Consider the following 23,671-nt stretch of genomic DNA (forward strand, 5'->3'; position numbering starts at 1 on the left):
CCACCCTATCCCCGGGGCGGAGGACGTCTGCTTCTAGAAGAGCTGTACCTATGGGGATGGGGATGGGGATGGGGATGGGGATGGGGAGGATGTACTACGAGAGATCTCTCCATCCGAAGTGGATGATCTCCTTCTACCTCCTGTGAGCAGGAGGTCAGTCTCCCAGAAATTGGTAATGGCTCTTCACCGGGCGGAGAGGTTGCAAAATCTCCTTCACAGCAATAGCCAGAACCTCCACGGTGAGCCTTTTCTCCCCAAGCCAAAAGTCATCTCGGTGATAGGCTCTAGAGGAGGCTGTGGCGTTTCTCTTTTCTCTTCTTATCTGGCCCACCTGGTTTCCAGGGAGCTAAAAGATCAATCTGTCCTGATGGCCGATTTTGATGTGGAAGAAGGCGATCTGCGGATGATTTTCGGAGGGCAGGAGGCTTTGCGAGCCAGAGGTTATGGCGAGCTCATCGACGTGGTGGACGAGTTGGATAAAGATATGATAGGCAGAGTGATCCATAAGGTTGGTGACCTCAACCTTCTCTTTTCTCCCTCTCCGGAACAACTCCTGGATAGCCTGAATTTGCATTTTTTTCAGTCCCTTTTAAATTGCCTGCGAGACTCCTTCCGCGTGCTCCTCCTGATCCTATCTGCCAACCTGGGAATGCCATCCACCCGGGTGGCCCTATCTGCTTCAGACCTTGTTCTGGTTATAACAGAGCCGAGACCTTTTGCCATCAGGGGACTGCAGAGGCTGCTGGCTCTTTTGGCCAAATTGGTTCCGGAGGCAGATCTCCGGGTGATCCTCAATAAATTTGATTCCGTGCAGGCTCTCCCGACCCCTCTGGTTGAGAAAGCGATTGGGAGGTCAATTTACAGAAAGATACCCGAGGATGCAGCTCTCGGACTTCTCTTTGAGCAGACGGGTACGCTTCTCTTGGAAAGAAGAGATCTCTCTGTGGTAGCTTCGATTTATGAGATATGTAGCGATCTCTTTTTGGTGGGAGACTTTAAAGGTGGGGAGACGGGGAGATCTATTGGGAAGGAACTCATGAGTGCCTGGAGGTTAGCGTCCAATTTTCTCTTTGGGAAATAAGGAGAAAGTAGAGGATCCTTTGCTCAGGCGGCGGCCTCCATGAGCTTAAGAGCCGCCATAATATTCTCATGGTTAGTGGACAATGATGCCATGAATACGGATTGTCTGTTATCTTCCTACCCTGTTCAGGAATCCTCCTCCACTTTGTCCAGGGCGGTTTGAAAAAGCCTGAAGTATCCGAACCCTAAAAAAATTTTTTCCGAAAGGTCTTTACAAGAAGATGTTTCTATAATATAATGTGCTTATGTACTTTTATGTATAAATCTAAATAGGTAAAGGATTAACAGCAATGAATCTGGAAGTCTTTCTCCACGATTCCGTCATCGACAGAATCAACACCGAGCAGTTCAAGGTCTTAAGTCCTGATGAAAAGAGAAAGAAGGTCCGGGATCTCATAAGTCGGATAGTTTCAGAAGAAAAGATGATACTCCCTCGCCATCTTTTGGAGAAAATATCCAGCCAGATATGTGATGAGATAGTGGGTCTGGGGCCTATTGATTTTCTTCTTAAAGATGAGAGTGTGACCGAAATAATGGTCAATGGCCCCTTTGAGGTCTATATAGAACGTGAGGGGAAGCTATTTCGCACTGAAATCCAGTTTGCCGATGAGGAACACCTCCTGAAGACCATAGAAAGGATCGTAGCGCCCCTGGGGCTCAGGATTGACGAGAGTAGCCCCAAAGTAGATGGCCGCCTTCCCGACGGATCGCGGATTAATGCGGTCATTGCCCCCATATCTCTTAGGGGTCCGGTCCTGACTATCCGAAAGTTTGCGGCCAGACCCATCTCCGTTGAAGAGCTGGTGGAGAGAGGGAGCCTTAGTTCGGAGATGGCTGCTCTGCTGCGAGCTTTGATCCTTTTTCGAAAGAATATAGTAATCTGTGGGGGAGCAGGGAGCGGGAAAACCACCTTGCTTAACAGCCTTTCCGCCTTCATTCCTCCGGATGAGCGGCTGATAACCATTGAGGATTCGGCAGAGCTGAATCTCAACCAACCTCATGTTATCTCTCTGGAAAGTCGGCCTCCCAATATTGAGGGCAAAGGGGAGATCCTTATAAGAGATCTGGTCAGAAACGCCTTACGAATGAGGCCGGACCGGATTATAGTGGGTGAGGTCCGGGGTGGAGAAGCTGTGGACATGCTCCAGGCCATGAATACCGGCCACGATGGATCTCTAACCACTGCCCATGCTAACTCCCCTGGAGACCTCATCTCTCGCCTGGAGACTATGGTTCTAATGTCCGATATTGAACTTCCGGTCAGGGTGATCAGAGAGCAGATTGCCTCGGCTCTGGATTTTATCGTCCATCTGGCCCGTTTTTCGGACGGTACCAGAAAAATAACCAATATTGTCGAGGTACAGCGCTCTCGCAAAACGGCCATACGGCTCCGGGACATTTTCTATTACCAGTTTGAAGGCCTCGACCAGGACAAGAGGGTGTTGGGCTCTTTTCAAGCCACGGGGTTGTTGCCCACCTCTCTTGAGCAACTGCACCTGGCCGGGATCGAGCTGCCCGAGGAGGTTTTCCGAAATGACTAACTTTGTGTTACTAGCCTTTCTTTTAGTCTCCCTCTCGGTGGTTGTGATCAAAATTGGCCAGGATTTGATATTCCAATCCCGTAGGATAGGACGCCTGGGCGCTCTTACAGGGCATGGGAAATTCGCTTTGATCCATGAATTCTTACCCCTGCCCTTTGGCGGGATGGAAAAGATAACAGATTTGTGGCCAGCCCTGGTTCATAGGCTGAACAGAAGGGAAGCCGGAAAGGGTACGAGCAAAAGGGGGGAATCCCTGCTTCTCTGGGCAGCCGTTTTTGTAGGTCTTCTTGCCATCTGGAGAAATGTTTTTGTGGCCCTTTGCTTTACCTTTGTCTGCTTTATCCTCAAGAGCATAATATCCGAGACTCTGGAAATGAAAAGGCAAGAGATGTTGAGGGAGGAAATCCGGAACTTTCTGGAAGTTCTGGAGATGGGGTTCAGAGCCGGCCTGTCCATAAGCCAGGTTCTTACTCTGGCCGGTCAGGAGGTGCGGGGCCTTTTGGGCGAGGAGCTGAAGAGATCATCGGAAGATCTACTTTTGGGACTTTCGCCTCTGGATGTGCTCAGGGGGATAGATAGTCGGCTGAGGAACAAGGAGTTTTCTCTCATTTATTTAATACTAAAGGTTCAGCGAAAGACGGGGGCCAATACGGTCAGGTTGCTCCGGGAGGTCTCGGAGAGCGTGAGGAGAAGGAACCAACTGAAAAGAGAGATCGATATTTTAACCGCCCAGGCTCGGCTTTCTGGTCTTGTAGTGTCTCTGTTGCCCTTTGGGTACCTGATCATTCTTTTTCTGGCCTCAGGGCCTGGCTTTCGGGCTGCTCTCAACACTCCCCTGGGGATGATTCTGGTCTCTCTGGGACTGCTCCTGGATTTGGCCGGTTTTCTTACCATCAGGAAAATAATGAGGATAGAGGTGGGATGAAAGATGGAAGGATCATGGTGGAGGAGATTTTACTCCCTGGCCCATCCCCTGGGTGGCTTCATAGTTCGGCTCCTGAGGAGAGTAGGTCTGCAGATTGACTTCAGAAAGATGCAGCTTCTTTTGTATCGGTCCGGCCTGGGAGGAAAAGTTGACCCGCAGTCCTGGCTGGGCCTGAAAGCGACATTTTCCCTTCTAGTGGCTTTGGTATTGGCTTTTCTGTTTCTGATTCTGCCTGGCTCTCTTGCTTTTAAGACCGTCTTTTTTCTCTGTGTTCTTTTCCTGGGCTTTCGGTTTCCGGACTGGCGGCTGGAGTCCAGGGGACGGGAGAGAAGAAAAGCCATAGATAGCCAATTACCTTACGCGGTGGACCTTCTAGCTACCTGCTGTCTGGCGGGGCTTAACATTCACCAGGCCATGAGCACCGTCCTTGCCGAGATCGGTGGAGTTCTGGGAGAAGAGATTACAGTCTCTTTGGGGCAACTGGAGTTGGGAATGGGAAAGGACGAAGTGCTAAAAGAGATGCGGGAGAGGACTGCCAGCCATTCCCTGGTGGACTTTTTCTCCTTCCTGTTCAGGGCCGAGAAATTGGGTACTCCGCTTGAGGACGTCCTGGCCTCCAAATCCAGGGATGTGCGGGACCTTCAGCGCAGCAGCGTGGAAAAGAAAGCTCGGCAGGCACCGGTTTTACTGCTTTTCCCCTTAGTGTTCTTGATCCTACCGTCCTTTATCCTGCTCACGGTGGGCATTTTCGTACTCCCGATTTTGAAAATGTAAATTTTGAGAGCGTAGAGCAGGTAAACAGTGAAAAATTTGGCGCCAACAGCCTGAAAAGGAAGGGGGGTGAGGAAATGAGAGGATGGACTAAGATGAGAGGGTGGAGTAGAAGGATCCTCCTCCGGATCTGGACGGAGGGGGGCCAGGCGACAGTGGAGTATGCGCTGGTCATTATCTTTGTGGTGGCCCTTGCCGGTATTCTTCTGAGTGTGGGTTCTCCGGCCATGAGAGAAGCTGTTAGCAAGATGTTCTCCAGGGTCCTGGGGGCGATCGGCTAAGAGGCCACCAAATCTCTACTCGAGTAGAGCACTGTATACAGGGAAGTTCTGCAAAAGTTCTGTGAAGTCTTATCAAGTTCTATGAAAGCTGGCTCTCGACCGGGCACCGAGATCCAAGTGCGAAAGGAATCGCCCATGCACCGCGGCGCACCACGTCGCATGAAAATTATGTTATTTTCAAGGGAGATCCCGGCAAGGGAGATCTATCCCTACAGCGATACTTAAGAATCTTGGTTCAATATGTAGGGCAATTTCTCTAATTGAACCACAACATATTGTAGGTATTCAGGTAAATGACGTTGTAGGGCTATGAAAGGAACCATCATTTCATCTAACCCGTGCAGGTCAAAAGGGCAGAAGGGACAATCCAGCCTGGAGTTCGCTCTGGTATTGCCTCTAGTTCTGCTGGTGGCATTGGTGCTGGCTCAGTTGGGGATCCTCCTCTTCTCCCACCTCATTCTGGTTCAAGCAGCCAGGGACGGAGTCCGAGAAGGGGTGGTTACCAATGACAACGGGGCCATCATCGAAAAAGTCAGAAACTCTGCCGCTTTGTTGGACCAGTCTAAGCTGAAGATAACCATATCGCCTGCCAGCAGTCACAGCAGAGGGATCGGGGACTCTTTGACGGTGAGCGTTCGGTACCGGGTATCCACTATCTTTCCCGGGCTGGACAGGATTTTGCCCACCTTCTTTACCATCAGATCCTCCACTAGCATGAGGATGGAGAAGGAGTGAGGAAGGTGGTGCAGGAGAGGCTATATAGGGACGGGAAAACATTGGATCAATATACCGGTGTGGTAGAGGGAACTCTGCAGGAAAAACAAGGTAGGATCGAGAAAACTTCTGCATCCGCGGAAAAAGCTGGACAGAGGGGCACAGAAGAGGGGAACATCTCCGTAGCCATGCTTTTTCTATTCACCCTGGCCATTTTTTCTATCCTGCTCCTGGCAGATCTGGGTGTTCTTCTGGCCACCAAGGAGGAACTGAAAGCGGCCGCTGATGCAGCCAGTCTGGCAGCAGCTCAGGAGATTTTTTTTCTGCGCGATGGCCGGGGAGTGGCCCAGGAATATGCCAGAAGGAACGGAGCCCGCCTGATCGGCTATTCCAGCGATGGGCAAAAGGTGGTGGTTTCAGTGGAGAAAGAGGTTAACTATGTCTTCTGGGGTAAACTTCTATCCTTACCATCTACGCTGGAAGTGACCTCGGCTGCGGAGATAAGAGAGGAGTGACTAATGAAACATATAGTACGCTAATCATATTAACTCTAGCTTGCTCATCTGGATGATACCGGGGCAAGCCTATAGCACTACAAGACATCGTGGGCCAATACCGTCAATTGTCCACTATCTTGAAGAAACTATGGTCATCCAATATCCTGAACTTTCTAAATTTGCTTGGGAAGCATCTCCAATTCCGTGATTTTTAACTAGACTGTTAGCTGTTTCTTCAATAGCAGTTAGGAGGACTTAGAGGTATAAACTTGGTCTGACAAGGGCATTTTCATCTTCCTAAGCTCTAAGACTCCTTAAAATTTTAATGGCATTTATTGGCGAAATCAAAAGAACGTAAGCTCATCACGGAAAAAGAGATGCTTACATTTGCTTGATTGCCTATTTGCCTGGGGGAGCATCTATACTATAATAAGCATGTTTTGGGTTTCCTTAACTCCTGTTCCGCCAAAGACGTCGGAACTGCTTAATCCAAAGGAGGTGAGACGTGCGTTACTACGAGACCATGATGATCCTGAAGTCCTCCCTTGACCATGAGGGGACAGAAGGTGTCATCACTAACTTCAAGGGCCTCATCCAAAAGCTCGGCGGAAAGGTGATCGACGAGGAGCGATGGGGCAGAAGGAAACTGGCCTATCCCATCAAGCATCAGGAATCTGGCATCTATGCCATCCTCTACTTCACTGGTGAGGGTGATCTGGTCAAGGAGCTCGATCGGGTCATGAAGATCACCGACGAAGTTACGAGATACAGGATAGTCAAGAGAGATGATCTTCTGAAAAAATCATTGATGAGAGGAGAATAAATGGCAAGGGTCAACAATCTTACCATAGTAGGTAACTTAACTCGAGATCCTGAACTGCGTTTCACTCCAGCGGGCAATCCTGTGGCCAGCTTTGGAATCGCGGTTAACAGAAGCTGGCAGAACTCTTCGGGAGAGTGGGTTGAAGAAACCAACTTTTTTGATGTCACGACCTGGAGCAGCCTGGCTGAGAACTGTGCCGAGTCTCTCTCTAAAGGGGATAGGGTTATCGTATCGGGAAGGCTGAACTGGAGGTCGTGGGAGAACAGCGATGGCACAAAAAGGAGCAAGGTAGATATTGTCGCTGATGCCATTGGGCCCAGCCTGGAATTTGCCACGGCGAAAATAACCAAGAACGTTAAGGGTGAGGCTCTTGGTGGAAAGATCGGACCCGTGGGCGAGAATGTGAATCTGGCCGATGAGGATATTCCCTTTTAGTATGGTGTGAGAAATAGAAATCGAGGAGGTACTTGTTTTGCGAAATTTGCGAAAAAGGCAACCAAAGAGCGACACACTTTTGCGTAAGCAGCAACGCAGGTTCTGTTATTTCTGTAAGGAAAAAATAGATTACATCGATTACAAGGATCTTAACCTGTTGCGCAAATATATTTCCGACAAGGGGAAGATCCGGCCCAGGAGGGTCACCGGGACCTGTGCTCAGCACCAGTCCGAGTTGGCCACTACCATTAAGAGGGCCAGAGAGCTGGCTTTGATTCCCTATACCAGCCATTAGAGTTCTAAAGTCAGGGAGGGAGAATGAAAGTCATTTTGAAAGAGGATGTAGAATCTCTGGGCATGATGGGGGATGTGCTGGAAGTAAAGGACGGCTACGCTCTCAACTTCCTTATCCCCAAAAAGCTGGCTCTGTCGGCTACCAGGGGAAATCTGAAACAGGCTGAAGTTCTGAAGCGAATCAGACTGAAGGGAGAAGCCAAAAGAAGAGAGGATGCTTTGGAACAGGCCCGGGCTGTGGCAGATTTAGTTCTGGAGATGGAGGCCAGAGCCGGGGAGGAGGGTAAGCTTTTTGGCTCCATTACGGCCAAGGATATCGCTGAGGAAATTGCGCGCAAGGTGAATATAATGGTGGACAAGAAACATATCAGACTGGAAAGTCCCATCAAACAAACAGGCGAACACGACGTTGAGATCAACTTCTACGCTAATGTCAGTGCTACTGTGAAAGTCAGAGTCAGGGGCGAAGAGGCCAAGAAGGAGAAGGCTGAGGAGAAAAAAGAGCAATAATGGTAGACCGAGTTGCTAATTTAACTTTAGACACATCTCGTCTGGATCGTGTTCCTCCCCATAATATAGAAGCTGAAGAGTCCCTTTTGGGAGCCATGATGATCTCCAGGGACGCGGTCCTAACCGCCAGTGAGATCGTAGATATAGATGATTTTTATCGAGATTTCAACCGGGAAGTCTACAGAGCCATCACTAATCTCTACTCTCAGGGAGAGCCAGTTGATCCAGTGACTGTGGCAGAAGAACTGAAGAAGATGGGGTTTCTGGAAAAAGTGGGGGGTAAGGTATTTATTCACAGCCTGGTTAGCAACGTGCCTATTGCTGCTAATGCCAAATACTACGCCACTATCGTCAACAACAATGCTCTTCTCCGGAGGTTGATTAACGCAGCCACCCGGATCGCTACCATGGGCTATGAGGTTCCCTCTGACATTGAGTCCACTATTGATAAGGCGGAACAGCTTATATTCGATGTTTCCAAGCAGCGCCATAAGTCCAAACTATCCTCTCTCAAGGAGCTGCTGGCAGAGACTTTCGAACAGATCGAAAAGCTTTACGACAGTAAAAGTTATCTGACCGGCCTTCCTACCGGTTATATTGAGTTCGATAAGAAGACTGCCGGACTCCAGCCCTCCGACCTGATCGTAGTAGCTGCCAGGCCGGCCATAGGGAAAACCTCTTTTACTCTGGGCATCGCCCAGCATGTTGCTCTGGTGGAGAAGAAAGCTGTGGCCATCTTTTCTCTGGAGATGTCTAAGCAACAGTTGACCCAGAGGCTGATGTGCTCCGAAGCCCGCATCGATGCCTCCCGCCTTCGTTCGGGGACCTTAAGGGATGAGGACTGGCCCAAGCTTTCCAGGGCTGTGGGCCGGTTGGCGGAAGCTCAGATATTCATTGATGACACAGCCTCCATTACGCTGCTGGAGCTGCGAGCTAAGATCAGAAGGCTCATGGCCCGGCAAGAACTGAGCCTGATTATAGTGGATTATCTTCAGTTGATGCAGGCAGGACTAAACTACGAGAACAGACAACAGGAGATATCCGATATTTCCAGGTCTCTCAAGATATTGGGCAGAGAACTGAATATTCCAGTTATTGCTGTCTCCCAGCTCTCCCGCGCTGTGGAGCAAAGGAGCAATAAAAGGCCTATGCTAGCTGATCTTCGGGAGTCAGGCGCTATAGAACAGGATGCTGATTTGGTAGTTTTTATCTACCGGGACGAGGTCTACAACGAGGATACAGAGGATAGAGGTATTGCTGAAGTTATTATCGGTAAGCACAGGAATGGTCCTACGGGTATGGTCAAGATGGCTTTCCTGGAGCAGTACACCAAGTTTACCAACCTGGCCCAGATTGAATAGATGGGGTTTACTTCTGAAACGTTAATATCTACTTATTTCTGGCAATTTCTCTGCATTTTGTGCATAATTGGCAGTATGAAAGTTACCGGGAGTTCCCCGGGAAGTCACGCCGGTGGAGAGAGTGTAAGACCTGGTATCCAGGCTCCTCTCGCCGAAGCAGGAACCGAACATCAATTTACCCCTGTGTAGATTTGTGTAAGTTTCGGAGAACGGTGGAAGCAATTAGCCCTGTTCCTGTTTGGGGGAACATACGTGATGTGCCATGCTTGAGAAATATGATGTGATAATTGTGGGAGCTGGCCCGGCGGGCGTCTTTGCTGCCCTGGAGCTGGCCAGAAGGGAAGATAAAAGAGTTCTCCTTCTAGAAAAAGGACCGGATATAAAAAAGAGGCATTGTCCAGGTCGAACGGTATCTTGCGACGAGTGCACCTGCTGCTCCATAACCAATGGTTGGGGTGGAGCCGGTGCCTTTAGCGACGGAAAACTTACCCTGTCTCCCCAGGTAGGGGGATGGCTGGGTGACTACATAGGCTACGAGCAATTGGAAGGATTGATTTCCTACGTGGATGAGATCTATCTGAAGTTTGGTGGTCAGGGAGAGATTCACGGAGGAGCTCCCCATAAAATCGTGGATCTAAAGAGGAAGGCTACCCGGGCCGGAATGGTCCTCGTCCCTCTTAGGGTCAGACATCTGGGTACGGAAAGATGCTATGAGATTCTGGAGAACCTGTATGCTTACCTTAAGGAGAGAGTTACCATCAGGACCAGAACCAATGTGACTTCTATCCTTACGGCCGACTCCAGGGTGCAGGGAGTGGCTACTTCGGATGGGGATAGATATCTATGCCCCAACCTGATTATTGCTCCTGGCCGAGAGGGAGCGGACTGGCTGATCAGTGAGTCCAGAAGATTGGGTCTGAGCATAAGTAACAACGAGGTGGATATCGGGGTTCGGCTGGAAGTTCCGGCCTCTATTCTGGCACATCTTACCCGGGACTTTTATGAGGTAAAACTGGTCTATTACTCCAGGTGGTTTGAGGATAAGGTGCGGACTTTTTGCATGAATCCCTACGGGGTGGTCTGTACAGAGCGATACGGAGAGGTCACCACCGTCAACGGCCATAGCTACGCTGATGAGAAGACCGAGAATACCAACTTCGCGCTTCTGGTGAGCACAGGCTTTACCGAGCCCTTCCAGGAACCGGTGGCTTATGGGAAGTATATAGCCAGGTTAGCTAATCTGCTGGGGGGTGGCATAATTGTCCAGCGTCTTGGTGATCTTAGGAAAGGGCACCGGTCCACGGAGGGACGTTTGGCTAAAAGCGTGGTGCGTCCCACCCTGCGGAGGGCTACCCCTGGCGATCTGAGCTTCGTTCTGCCTTATCGCCACCTGTCTAATATATTGGAGATGATAGAGGCCATGGATAAAATCGCTCCTGGCCTGGCCTCCCGGGACACCCTTCTTTACGGGGTGGAGACCAAGTTTTATTCGGCCAGATTAAAGTTGGATTCCTCTCTCAGAACCGGGATCAATGGACTTTATGCCATCGGTGACGGAGCGGGCATAACCAGAAGTCTGGTCCAGGCATCCATCTCGGGGGTGGTGGCGGCCAGGAGTATTTTGAACCATGAAGAATGATAAGGAACAGCGGAGCCAGTGGCTTAGTTCGTGATCCTTTGGGCTACTTACCGCGATAGGTCAGATGCTGGATATGGATGATAGTAGTCCAAATTAGCCTGGTGACGTAACGACTGGCAGTACAATCCAGATAAGGGAGAAATAGATGCCGGGTATAGTGGTAGTTGGAGCTCAGTGGGGCGATGAAGGAAAAGGGAAAGTCACCGATCTTTTAGCCCACCGGGTGGATGCTGTAGTACGTTACCAGGGTGGCAATAATGCCGGGCACACCGTGGTGGTAAAGGGCGAGGAATATAAACTCCATCTCATACCCTCGGGCATCCTCTATCCCCATATCCTCTGCATTATAGCCAACGGGGTAGTGGTCAATCTGGAGGTCTTACTCAAGGAGATGGATGATTTGTCGAAAAGGGGTATAGATGTCTCCACCATCAGGCTCGGTGGCAATGCCCATCTGATCATGCCCTACCATCTCATTCTGGACTCCATGGCTGAATATCACCTGGGAAAGGCCAGGATTGGGACCACTCATAAGGGCATAGGGCCAGCTTATGCCGATAAGGCCTCCAGAGTAGGCCTTCGGGTCCAGGATATGCTGGATTGGAAGATTTTTAAACTGAAGCTGGAACAAACCCTCAAGTTCAAAAACGAGATTCTGACCAGGATTTATGATCAACCACCCCTGGATAGTCAGGAGATTATGGATAAGTACCAGGGCTATGCTCAACGACTGAAGGAATATATCGTGGATACCACGGTCCTGATCAATGATCTGCTAGACAGAAATAGAAAGGTGATCTTTGAGGGGGCCCAGGGAACCATGTTGGATCTCGATCACGGTACCTATCCCTTCGTCACTTCCTCTTCTCCTGTGAGCGGGGGAGTCTGCGTGGGTGCTGGCATCAGCCCCTCCCGAATAGATGAGGTTATCGGTATTGTCAAAGCCTATACCACAAGGGTAGGAGAGGGCCCCTTCCCTACGGAGTTGACTGATGAGACGGGCAAGATCATGCGTGAGGTGGGTAGAGAGTACGGAACTACTACGGGAAGGGAAAGGCGGTGCGGATGGTATGACTCCCTCATTGTCCAATATGCGGCGGTGCTGAACGGCTTTACCAGTCTTGCCCTGACCAAGCTGGACGTCCTTTCCCAGTTTGATCAGCTTAAGATCTGCGTCGGCTATGAACATGAGAATAAGATCTATCGGCAGTTTCCTCCTCATCAGACTATTATCCACAAGGGGCGACCACTCTACGAAACTCTCCCTGGCTGGCGAAAGGATATCTCCCATGTCCGAAATTATGCCGAGCTGCCCCCTGAAGCTAAAGCCTATGTAGCCAGAATAGAGGAACTGGCTGAGGTGCCTGTGGATATTATCTCCGTTGGCCCTAACCGCAATCAAACCATCATGGTGGAAGGAAGGTTTAAGAGCCATATCTCTGGCCTTTACGCATGAGCCAGATTGCCTACAAATACATGTTTGTCCTGAACCTCCACCGGGCTTTAGGCCCGGAGGTTTCCGAGGGTTATGTGGTCCCTGAATGTCATTGGCTGCCTGTAATAATCTCTTGAAGCCCTGGCGCGTCTGGCCAGTATACAGTTAAGGTGGGAAGTGGTGGGCCTGCTTTTAGGGATGCGGCGTCAGGAGGAGGATGGCCATTTTTGAGAAAGGAGATCGAGCTTTGAGAATTCTGGTAATTGGCAGCGGCGGCAGAGAGCATGCTCTTGCTTGGAAGCTCAGCGAGAGTCCTCAGGTGGACGATCTGTTCTGTGTGCCTGGCAATGCGGGTATGGCAGAGATTGCCACCTGTCAAAAGTTAGATATTATGGATAACGATGGGTTACTCAAATTTGCCAAAAAGATCAAGGCCGATCTAACCGTAGTGGGTCCGGAGCTACCTCTGGTCAACGGCCTGGTGGACTGCTTCAGTCAGGAGAGGGTGACCGTATTTGGCCCTACCAGCGTGGTGGCCAGACTGGAGGGAAGTAAGATCTTCGCCAAAGAACTGATGGTCAAATACGGAATTCCCACCGGCAAAAGCAGAACTTTTCAGGACCGAGGCCAGGCCATAAGATATATCGGGGAGAGCAGTCCCCCTGTGGTTATCAAAGCCGATGGCCTGGCGGCCGGCAAAGGGGTTACCGTGGCCCTGGACCGGGAAGCAGCCCGGGAGGCGGTAGATCTGTGCCTGGTAAAGAGAGCTTTCGGCCAGTCCGGTCAGCAAATCCTTATCGAAGAGTTCCTGGAGGGTCAGGAGGTGTCCCTCCTGGCTTTTAGTGATGGGGAGAGAGTGGTTCCCATGGAACCTGCTCAGGATTATAAGAGGATTTTCGATGGGGATCGAGGGCCCAACACTGGCGGGATGGGAAGCTACTGTCCTGTCCCCTTTGTCTCTCCGCACATATATCAGGAGATTGTGGAAAAGATCCTTCAGCCGACCATTACGGCTTTGGGAGAAGAAGGCATAAAATATAAAGGAGTAATCTACGGGGGTCTGATTCTCACCGACGAGGGACCTAAAGTCCTGGAGTTCAATGTCAGGTTTGGCGATCCGGAAACTCAGGCCATACTTCCCAGGCTGAAGAGTGACCTACTAGAGATCATGATCAGAACAGTGGAAGAAGATCTGGAAGGGGTGGAGCTCCAGTGGTCTCCTGAAAGTTGTGTGAGCGTAGTTCTGGCTTCCAGGGGATATCCCGAGAGTTCTACCAAAGGGGTATCTATTTATGGTCTGGAGGAGGCCAAAAAGATGGAGAGCGTCTATCTCTTTCATGCTGCTACGGAGAGATCCAATGGTGAGCTGGTCACCGACGGCGGGCGAGTACTGGCAGTCAGTGCTTTGGGGAAAGATTTTCAAGAGGCCAGGAGAAAAGCCTACCTGGCAGTGGATAAGATTACGTTCGAAGGAATGCAGTTCAGGCGAGATATTGCGGCCAGGGTTTGTGGCTAAAGGACTCGAGGAGAGCTGGCTGAGACGTTAGAAGACACCAAGAAGCCGGTGGAAGATGAGGAGAGAGAGCCTTGATTTCCAGGTACGCCAGACCAGAGATGGAGAGAATCTGGTCAGAGGAGAACAAGTTTAGAAAATGGCTGGAGATAGAGATCCTGGCCTGTGAGGCCTGGTGCGAGCTGGGCAAGATACCCAGAGAAGCGCTTCAGGATATAAAAGAAAGGGCCAGCTTCAGGGTGGAGAGGATCAAGGAACTTGAGAAAACCACCGGTCATGATGTGGTGGCCTTCCTGGCCAATGTGGCCGAAGAAGTGGGAGAATCGGCCCGGTATATCCATTATGGCCTGACCTCCTCGGACATAGGAGATACCTCCCTCTGTCTTTTGATGAGAGAGGCAGTAGAGATCCTCATAACTGATGTCAAAGAGGTGATCAGGCTCCTCAAGGAGAAGGCCAGATTGTATCAGGATACCCTTATGGTGGGGCGCACTCACGGAGTTCATGCCGAGCCCATCACTTTTGGTTTCAAACTGGCTGGATGGGCTTTCGAGATGGATCGCCACCGGCAGAATTTGGAGAGAGTGAAGGATAAAATCAGTGTGGGCAAGTTATCTGGAGCAGTGGGGACTTATGCCAGCGTGGGTCCCTTCGTAGAGAGGTATGTATGTGAGAAGCTGGGTCTGAAAAGGGCCGACATTTGCACCCAAATAGTCCAGCGGGATCTTCACGCTGACTATATGGCCGCTCTGGGCCTGACTGCCTCATCTATAGAAAAAATGGCCACTGAGATTAGATCTTTGCAGAGGACAGAGGTCAGGGAGGTAGAAGAACCTTTTGTGGAGGGGCAAAAAGGTTCTTCGGCCATGCCCCATAAGAGAAATCCCATTCTTTGCGAACGACTGTGCGGCCTGGCCAGAATGGTCAGATCCTATTCTCTGGTGGCTATGGAAAATGTTTCTCTGTGGCACGAGAGGGATATCTCCCACTCCTCAGCAGAGCGGATAATTATCCCAGATGCTACCATTCTGCTGGATTACATGTTAGACAAACTTAAATTCATCCTTCAGGATCTGGTCGTATACCCTCAGAACATGCGGGAAAATCTGGCCAGGAGCAGAGGTCTGATTTATTCCCAAAGAGTCCTCCTCTTTCTTATTGAGAAGGGTATGAGCAGACAGAAAGCCTATGAAATTATCCAGAGGCAGGCCATGGCCTGCTGGCAAGGGGAAGAAGACTTTTTGGACCTTCTCCTGAAGGATCCGGATGTTGCGGCCCTGGCTTCGGCAGAGGAGATAAAAAGTTGTTTTGAAGACAGTTACTACACCAGGCACATTCCTGGGGTTATTGACCGGATAGATGAGCTGACAAGTTAGCTAACAGCATGAGCTGGGCTGGTTTAATTTTCCCGCTGGGAAGTTCTCTTGTTGAACCAGGAAGCCCCGACCCGCAAGGGCGGGGTAGTTCATATTATCCCCTGATTTGATAGAAGGGAGAGATAGTTGAAGAGAGTTTTAGTCTACGTAACCCCCAAAAAGGGCATTCTTGATCCTGCCGGGCAGGCCACTCAGAGAGCGCTTCAGTCCCTGGGCTACCATGAGGTGGAAGAAGTGAAGATAGGGAAGTATATCCAGCTTACTATCCAGGACAACAATTTTTCGGAGAGCTCCATAAAGGAAATGTGCAGCAGGCTCCTGGCCAATCCGGTGATTGAAGATTACCACTATGAGGTTTCTGATGTCTAAGGTCAGGTTCGGCGTTATCGTCTTTCCTGGATCCAACTGCGATCGGGACTGTTACTATGTATTGAAGGATCTTCTACAGGTTAAGGTAGACTACATTTGGCACCAGGAGGAAAAGCCCAAAGGCTTTGATTGTCTCATCCTTCCGGGTGGGTTTTCCTATGGAGACTATCTCCGCTGCGGGGCTATCGCCCGGTTTTCTCCAGTTATGGAATTTGTCCAGGATTTTGCTGAGCAGGGAGGTCTGGTTCTGGGTATCTGCAACGGCTTTCAAATTCTTCTGGAGTGTGGTCTTCTGCCCGGAGCAATGCTCAGAAATCAGGGATTAAAGTTTGTCTGTCAATTTATCTATGTCAGAGTGGATAATAACCAGATCCCGTTTACCGGGGCTGCCCAACCGGGCCAGGTGCTCCAGCTGCCTGTTAAACATAATGAGGGCAACTACTATGTGGAAGAGGAGACCCTGAAGGAGATGAAACGCAGAGGACAGATCGTCCTCAGGTATTCTACCAAAGAAGGTGTAGTCACCAGGGAAGCTAATCCCAATGGGGCCTTGGACAATATTGCTGGCATCTGTAATGAAAGGAAAAATGTGTTTGGACTGATGCCCCATCCTGAGAACTCCAGCGAGCCGATCCTCGGTTCCCAAGACGGCCTGCTAATCTTCAAATCTATGCTTCAGTATATGGAAGATGGGGAGTTCCGCTATGGGGGAGGCGAGGAGTTCCGGTATGAGGAAGGCCGGGAGGATGATCTTGATGCCTGAAAATCTTCCCCCTAAGATCTATCAGGACCTGGGCCTAACCGATTATGAATATGAGAGAATAGTCTCTATTCTGGGCCGCCAACCTAATTATCTGGAGCTGAGCATGTTCTCGGTCAGGTGGTCGGAGCACTGCAGCTACAAGAGCTCCCAAAAGGCCCTGAGGGACTTTCCAACTGAAGGGAAAAGAGTAATTCAGGGGCCAGGTGAGAATGCGGGAATATTCAGTATCGGGAATGGTCTGGCCATAGCCATGAAGATAGAGAGCCACAATCATCCTTCGGCGGTGGAACCCTACCAGGGTGCGGCTACCGGAGTAGGGGGCATAATCAGAGACATCTTCGCTATGGGAGCGAGACCCATTGCCAACCTGAACTCCCTTAGATTTGGGCCTTTGGACCGCCCCAAGGTGCGCTATCTTCTGGAAGGGGTGGTAGCCGGAATAGGTGGCTACTCCAACTGCGTGGGCATTCCCACTATCGGGGGAGAAGTTTATTTTGAGGACTGCTACGAAGCAAATCCCCTGGTAAACGCCATGTGTGTGGGTCTGGTAAAGACCGATACTATTATAAAGTCAGGGGCGAGGGGGATCGGCAACAAATTGATCTTGATCGGCTCAGCCACAGGCAGGGATGGTATCCATGGGGCTACCTTTGCTTCTGATGAGCTGGATGAAAGCTCCGAAGAGAGGAGGCCTTCCGTCCAGGTGGGGGATCCTTTTACCGAGAAGTTGGTCATGGAAGCCTGTCTGGAACTTGTGGAGAGGGGACTTCTGGTCAGCCTGCAGGACCTGGGGGCGGCGGGACTCACCAGCTCCTCCTCGGAGATGGCGGCCAAAGGAGGGGTCGGGCTGGAGATAGATATATCCCGAGTACCTCTTCGGGGAGAAGGGATGCAGCCCTTTGAAATCATGATCTCGGAATCGCAGGAAAGGATGCTGGCTGTTGCCGAACCGGATAAGGTGGAGGAAATCACAAAGGTTTGCGACAGATGGGGAATCCGGGCGGCGGTTATCGGCCAGGTGACTGAGGACGGAATTCTTAGAGTTGTAAACGAGAGCCAGACTCTGGCTGAGATACCCGCCCGGGCCCTGTCCCAAGAAGTCCCTTTGCGAAATCTGGAAGTCAGGAGGCCTGCTTATCTGGATAATCTGCACCACTATCCTCTTCCTTCTCTTGAGAGTGAGAAGGATCTGTCTCAACATATGCTTGAGCTTCTGGCCTCGCCCAACCTATGCAGCCGACAATGGGTCTATCGCCAGTACGATCAACTGGTAGAGACCAATACCATTGGCCTGCCTGGTGCGGATGCCGGTGTGGTGCGTATAAAGGGCACCCATAAAGCCCTGGCCTTTAAGATCGACGGCAACGGAAGGTACTGCTATCTCGACCCCTTTGCAGGAGGCCAAATCGCTGTGGCCGAGGCGGCCAGAAATCTGGTCTGCCGGGGAGCCCAACCTGTGGCTATGACCGACTGTCTCAATTTTGGAAATCCGGAAAAGCCGGAGATATACTGGCAGTTTGTGGAGTGCATGCGGGGGATGAGCCAGGCCTGTCGAGTATTGGGAATTCCTGTGGTAAGCGGAAATGTAAGTTTCTACAACGAGAATTTCGGGGAGCCCATCTATCCTACTCCCACCGTGGGCATGGCTGGTCTGATCGAGGACATGAGATGGTGCACCACCCCGGAGTTCAAAGATGAAGGAGATCTGGTCGTTCTTTTGGGAGAGACTCACCAGGATATGGGAGGCAGTGAGTACCTGAAGTTATTTCATGACCTCATTGCTGGACAGCCCCCCGCTCTGGATCTGGATCTGGAGAAGAGAGTGCATTTGTGTTGTCTGGAAGCTATCCGCGCCGGTCTCCTACGTTCTGCCCACGATTGCTCGGAAGGTGGCCTGGCCGTGGCCGTGGCCGAGTCCTGCATCCTGGGAGGACTGGGAGCCACGGTTAATATCCAGGAAGAACATAAGCAAACTGTAGCTCTTTTTTCCGAGAGCCAATCCAGGATCGTGGTGTCTCTTAAGGAGGAGGATCTCCTCCACCTGGAAGAAATAGGTCGAAGACATAAAGTTCCAGTGAAGGTCATAGGTATGGTAGGAGGAGACAGGCTGACCATGGGTAAGGTTATCCATCTAACTGTTACGGAGATGAAAAAAGTATGGGAAGACACTCTGGAATCCATCATGCGCATCTGAGTGGGCCGGATCTCGTTGTTGCTGAGCAGGCCTTTTCTACTTGCCGGGACAAGCCCCGGGAGTCCTGTGGTCTGTTCGGGGTATACGCTCCTGACAGAAGGGCAGCTGAGCTGACCTACTTTGGGCTTTACGCTCTCCAGCATCGAGGACAGGAGAGTGCGGGCATAGCCGTGTCCAATAGTAGTGAGATCATGGTGGTCAAGGACATGGGACTGGTCTCTCAGGTCTTCAATGAGAATATCCTTCTCTCTCTTCAAGGTGACCTGGCCATCGGCCACGTCCGATACTCCACCACTGGCTCCAGTCTGTGGCAGAATGCTCAGCCCGTCCTGAAGAAATTCGCTCAAGGCTCTTTCGCCATCGCCCATAATGGCAATCTGGTAAATGCCAGACAATTAAAAGAAGAGTTGTCCAGGGATCACATACCTTTTGTCACCTCCAGTGATACGGAGGTAATAGCCTGTCTGATAGCTACATATTCAGATCAGACTATGGAAAGTTCTCTGAACCACGCCATAGCCCGCCTGGCTGGAGCTTACTCCTTGCTTATTCTTACCGAGGATAAGTTGATCGGTATACGGGATGCCAACGGCTTTCGCCCTTTATGCCTGGGTGAGGTTGAGAACGGCTACGTTCTCGCTTCAGAGAGTTGCGCCATAGATGTAGTAGGAGGGCGCCTGGTGCGGGAGATCGAACCAGGCGAGATGATAGTGATCGACAAGGACGGGGTTCGCTCTCAGATGCTCCTCTCCGTTCAGAGAAAAGCTCTGTGTATCTTCGAGTTTATCTACTTTGCTCGTCCGGATAGCATCATCTATGACCGGAGTCTTTACAGTATTCGACACAGGATGGGCACAATTCTGGCCGAGGAGTCTCCAGCAGAAGGGGATCTGGTGGTGCCCATTCCAGAATCCGGCTTTCCAGCCGCCATTGGCTATGCTCAGGCTTCCGGTATTCCTTTTGGGCTGGGTCTGATCAAGAACAAGTATATCGGCCGCACCTTCATTCAGCCCAGCCATGCCGCCCGGAAGATCGGCATCGCTTTAAAACTTAATCCCCTGAGAGACTCTCTGAAAGATAAAAGAGTAGTTGTGGTTGACGATTCCATAGTCAGAGGCAACACCAGCCAGAGCATTATCCAGCTTCTTCATGAGGCAGGAGCCAGGGAGGTTCATATGCGAGTCAGCTCCCCACCTATCCGCTACCCCTGCTTCTTCGGGATTGATATGGCAGAACGGGAGGAGTTCATTGCTAACAATCGTTCGGTGGAGGATATAAGGAAGTTTCTGGGGGTGGACACTCTGAGCTACCTCAGCTATGAGGGGCTGATAAGATCCACCGGGCTGAGCCGGGAACATTTTTGTCTGGCCTGTCTGGATGAAGACTATCCTATTGAGATTCCGGATCGGGATGAGCTGGATAAATATCTACTAGAGAGAGATTGGGGGAAAACTGGCGGATAGAATACCGGACTATCTCAGCGGTTATGCCGTCAGGAACCAAGAGGCAGAAAAGGGGACAAACCTTTCGTATAAACAACAGCCTGGGATCTAATTCCAGATGGGATCTAATTCCAGGGCAAGATCCGGGTTACTGTCCACAGTGGAGGGGGGACAGATACTCTTTATGGCAATCACTTATAAACCAGCCGGAGTGGATCTGGAGGCAGGCAAAAAGATCGTCCAGTTAATCGCCAGACACGCTGATTCTACCAGACGAAGGGAGTGCAGGTCAGCCATTGGCGGGTTTGCCGGTCTTTTCAACATTGACTGCAGTCAATATCGGAAGCCAGTCCTGGTCTCCAGCACCGACGGAGTAGGTACCAAACTTCTGGTGGCTCAGATGGCTGGCCAACATGATGGGGTGGGCATCGATCTGGTAGCGATGGGAGTTAATGATATCATCGTTACTGGAGCCGAGCCCATCTTTTTTTTGGATTACATCTCCGTCGGGAAGATAAATCTACAGACTATAGAGAAGATCGTGGAAGGCATCGCCGAAGGCTGCCGCCAGGCGGGCTGCGCTCTCCTGGGAGGGGAGACGGCGGAGATGCCCGGTCTCTATGGTCCGGAGGAGTACGATCTGGCTGGTTTTGCTGTGGGCATTGTGGAAGCGGAAGAAATTATCGATGGTCCCTCAGGTATAGAAGAAGGTGACTCCATTATTGCCCTGGCCTCCTCAGGTTTGCACAGTAATGGCTACTCTCTGGTCAGGAAGATCTTCTTTCCGGAGAGGAGCCGCGAGGCAGAAAGAAATAAGAGGGACCGGAACTTGCTGGAAATCCTACTCAAGCCTACCAGAATTTATGTCCGGGCTGTAAGCAGGCTAAAAAAAGAAGTCAGGATCAAAGGGATAGCCCACATTACCGGAGGAGGCATTCCGGACAACCTGAGCCGTATCTTACCCCCAGATGTAGATGCTGAGATATACAAAGGCTCCTGGCCTGCGCCCGATATCTTCCAGTGGATAAGTCAAAGGGAAGGGGTAGAGGAAGAGGAAATGTTTCGGGTATTCAACATGGGGCTGGGTCTGGTCATTCTCCTCGATTCAGATGATGTTGACCGCTCTCTGGAAGTGTTGAAAGAGGTAGGGGAAAAGCCTTTTCTGGTAGGGCGTATACTCTCGGGTCAGGGGAGGGTAAGGGTAGTGGAGGGATAAGAAGAGATACAAAGCCCAGATACAAGACTTAGGTCCTACCGCATCCGGGGTACAGCCTACCCTGCAGGATTAAGTTTAAGAGCGAACTTGTGCCAGGGGAATGTAAGCCCAGGGATTTCTTGATAGATTTATTACTAGTTTGAGCTTAAGGAGGTAACGGATTGTTAGTCAAAATCAAAAAGGCTTTGATCAGTGTTTCCGATAAAAGGGGTCTAACTGAGCTGGCCAGGGAGCTAACCAGGTTCCATGTGGAGATTATTTCCACGGGTGGTACCTATCGGGCGCTAAGAGAGGCCGATATTGAAGTCAGACAGGTCAGTGAGGTAACTGGCTTTCCCGAAATGATGGAGGGGCGGGTTAAGACCCTTCATCCCAAAATCCATGCCGGGATCCTGGCCGACAGGAGAAACCCCAGGCACACCGAAGATCTGAAGAGAGAAGGCATTGCCCCTATCGATCTGGTGGTGGTCAATCTCTATCCTTTCGCCCAAACCGTGGCCCGGGAGGGGGTCACTCTGGAGGAGGCCATAGAGAACATCGACATTGGAGGCCCCACCATGATAAGGGCGGCGGCTAAAAATTTTCTCTGCGTGGCTGTGTTGGTGGATCCAGATAGATACCCACCCTTCATCCAGGAGATGAAAGCCAATGAGGGGGCCATTTCTGAGGAGACCAGGAGGCAGTTGGCTCAGGAGGCCTTTGCCTACACCGCAAGATACGATCAGAAAATCTACACTTACCTTTCTGCGGATGAGGATGGTTTTTCGGACCAGATCTTCTTATCCTATGACAAGCTTCTGGATCTGAGATATGGGGAAAATCCTCATCAGAAAGCCTCCTGCTACCGAGACCCTGATGCTGCGGAGGGAACGCTGGTCAGGGCGGAAAAACTTCACGGAAAGCCCCTTTCCTTTAATAACATCCTGGACCTGGACGCTGCCTGGAAGCTGGCTCAAGAGTTCAGCCTTCCTACGGTGGTCATCGTCAAACACAACAATCCCTGTGGAGTGGCAGAGGCTACCACTGTGGCCGATGCTTATCAGAAAGCTTATGCTTGCGATCCCTTAGCCGCTTTTGGAGGCGTGGTTGCCTGTAACACCCTTGTAGATCTGAAGGTGGCCAAGATGATAAACAAGACCTTCATTGAGGCAATTATTGCTCCCGGCTATAGGAGTGAAGCTCTTCGGGAACTGCGGAAAAAGGAACAAATCCGAGCGCTAGAGATGGGCAGCAAGAGGGAGAGAGGCCCGAGGCCGAGAGAGCTTAAGTTTGTAGATGGTGGGCTTTTGGTTCAAGATGCCGACGTAGGGATGGAAGCTTTTGAGAATATGGAAGTAGTGACCAAAGCTAAGCCCAGCGCCAGGGAGATAGAAGATTTGCTCTTTGCTCTGCGAGTGGCCAAACATGTTCGATCTAACGCCATCGTTTTGGTGGAAGGCCTAAAGACAGTGGGTATTGGCGCTGGTCAGATGAGTCGAGTTGATGCTACCAAAATAGCTGTAATGAAGGCTGGGGATCGAAGTAAGGGCTCGGTCCTGGCCTCAGATGCCTTCTTTCCCTTCCGAGATTCTGTAGACTGGGTGGCTCAACATGGAATACGGGCCATTATCCAGCCAGGAGGGTCTGTGAGGGATAAGGAAGTCATCGCTGCCGCTGATGAACATGGAATAGCCATGATTTTTTCCGGCAGAAGGCACTTCCGGCACTAATGCCACTTCTTCCCTTCCTTAAGGAGTTCAAGCCGTTGAGGTCTTTAGGAGACGGGCCTTATCTCATAGGAAAGGTAGGGATGCCAGGACTCGTGAACAGTGCGGGCTTCCAGGAGGATCAGAACTATATAGGAAGGCGCCATGGGCTTTCTGATTAGGGACATGCTTACTTCATGGAGAAGGTGGTTTCCCTTTCTGGTATTGCAGGCGGGACAGGCGGCAGCTACATTCTCCCAGTCACTTTCCCCTCCTCGAGAACGAGGAACAACGTGGTCTACAGTGAGATAATCATTTTCCCTTCCGCAGTACTGGCATCTGTAGCTATCTCGAGCCAGAACCGCCTTTTTGGAGATACGGAGCCTTACGTTCCGAGGCACCCTTACGTACTTTACCAGTCTGATAACCAGGGGATAGGGAATAGACCTGCGCTCTGACCTGAATTTGCGCTGAACCAGAACTTCGATCGGCTCCGCCTTATCCTTCAGTACCAGGACCACAGCTCTTTTGACAGAAGTCACATTCAGCGGCTCGTAACTGGCGTTAAGCACCAGAACCTGGCTCATTAGAGAACTCCCATCTGGAGAATCAGGGAAATTAGTTTGGTAAAATTTAGCACATTTTGGGGAGGGTGACAAGAGTTCTCCATATTGAGTTCCGGCATAGGTTGCCTTAGACTGTTTCCAAATGATGGTTGCTGTAAAACATCCCCTTTTGGGGCATTGTGCAGCAAAATTGCAGTCTAATTATTCAATTAGAATAGACTAGTTAGCCGCCTCCCGTTTT

Annotated in this window: 23 protein-coding genes; 22 read left to right on the forward strand and 1 reads right to left on the reverse strand. The window is 50.8% G+C overall.

The genetic code is table 11. The features are described 5' to 3' along the window. Window positions 1-118 precede the first annotated feature (118 nt). The 22 genes from HW443_RS02900 to purH all read left to right on the forward strand — a co-directional run bounded on the left by HW443_RS02900 (window position 119) and on the right by purH (window position 22,888). Window positions 119-1,081, forward strand: a complete 963-nt coding sequence (locus HW443_RS02900; RefSeq protein ID WP_176237888.1) for an AAA family ATPase — start codon at window positions 119-121, stop codon at window positions 1,079-1,081. Between the two features lie 289 nt (window positions 1,082-1,370). After that, window positions 1,371-2,621 carry a CpaF family protein gene (locus HW443_RS02905; RefSeq protein ID WP_176226944.1) on the forward strand — a complete coding sequence of 417 codons (1,251 nt, stop codon included), beginning with the start codon at window positions 1,371-1,373 and terminating at the stop codon, window positions 2,619-2,621. Further along, window positions 2,614-3,546 (forward strand): type II secretion system F family protein, encoded by a 933-nt coding sequence (locus HW443_RS02910; RefSeq protein WP_176231901.1) that lies wholly within the window; start codon window positions 2,614-2,616, stop codon window positions 3,544-3,546. The genes HW443_RS02905 and HW443_RS02910 overlap by 8 nt, the downstream gene beginning before the upstream one ends. A gap of 3 nt (window positions 3,547-3,549) precedes the next feature. Beyond that, a complete protein-coding gene (locus tag HW443_RS02915; RefSeq protein WP_176229161.1) occupies window positions 3,550-4,320 on the forward strand; it encodes a type II secretion system F family protein in 771 nt (256 codons plus the stop codon). Between the two features lie 74 nt (window positions 4,321-4,394). Further along, the gene (locus tag HW443_RS02920) at window positions 4,395-4,598 is read left to right on the forward strand and encodes a DUF4244 domain-containing protein (RefSeq protein ID WP_176226983.1); all 204 of its coding nucleotides are present in this window, start codon (window positions 4,395-4,397) and stop codon (window positions 4,596-4,598) included. Window positions 4,599-4,907: 309 nt separating this feature from the next. Next, complete coding sequence (locus tag HW443_RS02925) at window positions 4,908-5,333, forward strand: TadE/TadG family type IV pilus assembly protein (RefSeq protein WP_176226984.1); 426 nt, start codon at window positions 4,908-4,910, stop codon at window positions 5,331-5,333. Continuing rightward, entirely contained in the window at window positions 5,330-5,827 is a 498-nt protein-coding gene (locus tag HW443_RS02930; RefSeq protein WP_176235168.1) for a pilus assembly protein TadG-related protein, read from the forward strand. The genes HW443_RS02925 and HW443_RS02930 overlap by 4 nt, the downstream gene beginning before the upstream one ends. Window positions 5,828-6,314: 487 nt before the next feature. Then, window positions 6,315-6,632 (forward strand): 30S ribosomal protein S6, encoded by a 318-nt coding sequence (gene rpsF, locus HW443_RS02935; protein WP_176235169.1) that lies wholly within the window; start codon window positions 6,315-6,317, stop codon window positions 6,630-6,632. Then, window positions 6,633-7,067, forward strand: coding sequence for a single-stranded DNA-binding protein (locus tag HW443_RS02940; RefSeq protein WP_176229164.1), 435 nt, complete (start codon window positions 6,633-6,635; stop codon window positions 7,065-7,067). Between the two features lie 79 nt (window positions 7,068-7,146). Then, complete coding sequence (rpsR, locus tag HW443_RS02945) at window positions 7,147-7,362, forward strand: 30S ribosomal protein S18 (RefSeq protein WP_176227365.1); 216 nt, start codon at window positions 7,147-7,149, stop codon at window positions 7,360-7,362. Window positions 7,363-7,385: 23 nt separating this feature from the next. Beyond that, a complete protein-coding gene (rplI, locus tag HW443_RS02950; protein ID WP_176235170.1) occupies window positions 7,386-7,871 on the forward strand; it encodes a 50S ribosomal protein L9 in 486 nt (161 codons plus the stop codon). Beyond that, a complete protein-coding gene (gene dnaB, locus HW443_RS02955; protein WP_176235171.1) occupies window positions 7,871-9,232 on the forward strand; it encodes a replicative DNA helicase in 1,362 nt (453 codons plus the stop codon). The genes rplI and dnaB overlap by 1 nt, the downstream gene beginning before the upstream one ends. A 262-nt stretch (window positions 9,233-9,494) precedes the next feature. Next, window positions 9,495-10,871 carry an NAD(P)/FAD-dependent oxidoreductase gene (locus HW443_RS02960; RefSeq protein WP_176231765.1) on the forward strand — a complete coding sequence of 459 codons (1,377 nt, stop codon included), beginning with the start codon at window positions 9,495-9,497 and terminating at the stop codon, window positions 10,869-10,871. Window positions 10,872-11,016: 145 nt separating this feature from the next. After that, complete coding sequence (locus HW443_RS02965) at window positions 11,017-12,327, forward strand: adenylosuccinate synthase (RefSeq protein WP_176235172.1); 1,311 nt, start codon at window positions 11,017-11,019, stop codon at window positions 12,325-12,327. A 196-nt stretch (window positions 12,328-12,523) separates the two neighbouring features. Next, window positions 12,524-13,822, forward strand: coding sequence for a phosphoribosylamine--glycine ligase (gene purD / locus HW443_RS02970; RefSeq protein WP_246273339.1), 1,299 nt, complete (start codon window positions 12,524-12,526; stop codon window positions 13,820-13,822). Between the two features lie 71 nt (window positions 13,823-13,893). Next, window positions 13,894-15,195 carry an adenylosuccinate lyase gene (gene purB, locus HW443_RS02975; RefSeq protein WP_176235173.1) on the forward strand — a complete coding sequence of 434 codons (1,302 nt, stop codon included), beginning with the start codon at window positions 13,894-13,896 and terminating at the stop codon, window positions 15,193-15,195. A 126-nt stretch (window positions 15,196-15,321) separates the two neighbouring features. Then, on the forward strand, window positions 15,322-15,564 hold the full coding sequence (gene purS, locus HW443_RS02980) for a phosphoribosylformylglycinamidine synthase subunit PurS (protein WP_176235174.1): 243 nt from the start codon (window positions 15,322-15,324) through the stop codon (window positions 15,562-15,564). Continuing rightward, a complete protein-coding gene (gene purQ, locus HW443_RS02985; RefSeq protein ID WP_176237889.1) occupies window positions 15,557-16,327 on the forward strand; it encodes a phosphoribosylformylglycinamidine synthase subunit PurQ in 771 nt (256 codons plus the stop codon). The genes purS and purQ overlap by 8 nt, the downstream gene beginning before the upstream one ends. After that, window positions 16,311-18,521 (forward strand): phosphoribosylformylglycinamidine synthase subunit PurL, encoded by a 2,211-nt coding sequence (gene purL / locus HW443_RS02990; RefSeq protein ID WP_258190444.1) that lies wholly within the window; start codon window positions 16,311-16,313, stop codon window positions 18,519-18,521. The genes purQ and purL overlap by 17 nt, the downstream gene beginning before the upstream one ends. Further along, the gene (purF, locus tag HW443_RS02995; RefSeq protein ID WP_176235176.1) at window positions 18,485-19,984 is read left to right on the forward strand and encodes an amidophosphoribosyltransferase; all 1,500 of its coding nucleotides are present in this window, start codon (window positions 18,485-18,487) and stop codon (window positions 19,982-19,984) included. Before purL ends, purF begins: the two co-directional genes overlap by 37 nt. Before the next feature lie 169 nt (window positions 19,985-20,153). Then, entirely contained in the window at window positions 20,154-21,179 is a 1,026-nt protein-coding gene (gene purM, locus HW443_RS03000) for a phosphoribosylformylglycinamidine cyclo-ligase (RefSeq protein ID WP_176237891.1), read from the forward strand. Between the two features lie 161 nt (window positions 21,180-21,340). Beyond that, window positions 21,341-22,888, forward strand: a complete 1,548-nt coding sequence (gene purH / locus HW443_RS03005; protein ID WP_176235178.1) for a bifunctional phosphoribosylaminoimidazolecarboxamide formyltransferase/IMP cyclohydrolase — start codon at window positions 21,341-21,343, stop codon at window positions 22,886-22,888. Window positions 22,889-22,932: 44 nt separating this feature from the next. Here purH and HW443_RS03010 read toward each other — a convergent pair whose 3' ends face one another. Then, window positions 22,933-23,451 (reverse strand): HNH endonuclease, encoded by a 519-nt coding sequence (locus tag HW443_RS03010; RefSeq protein WP_176235179.1) that lies wholly within the window; start codon window positions 23,449-23,451, stop codon window positions 22,933-22,935. Window positions 23,452-23,671 lie beyond the last annotated feature (220 nt).

It is taken from the genome of Candidatus Hakubella thermalkaliphila (assembly GCF_013281975.1).
In the GTDB taxonomy this organism is placed as follows: Bacteria; Actinomycetota; Humimicrobiia; order Hakubellales; family Hakubellaceae; genus Hakubella; species Hakubella thermalkaliphila.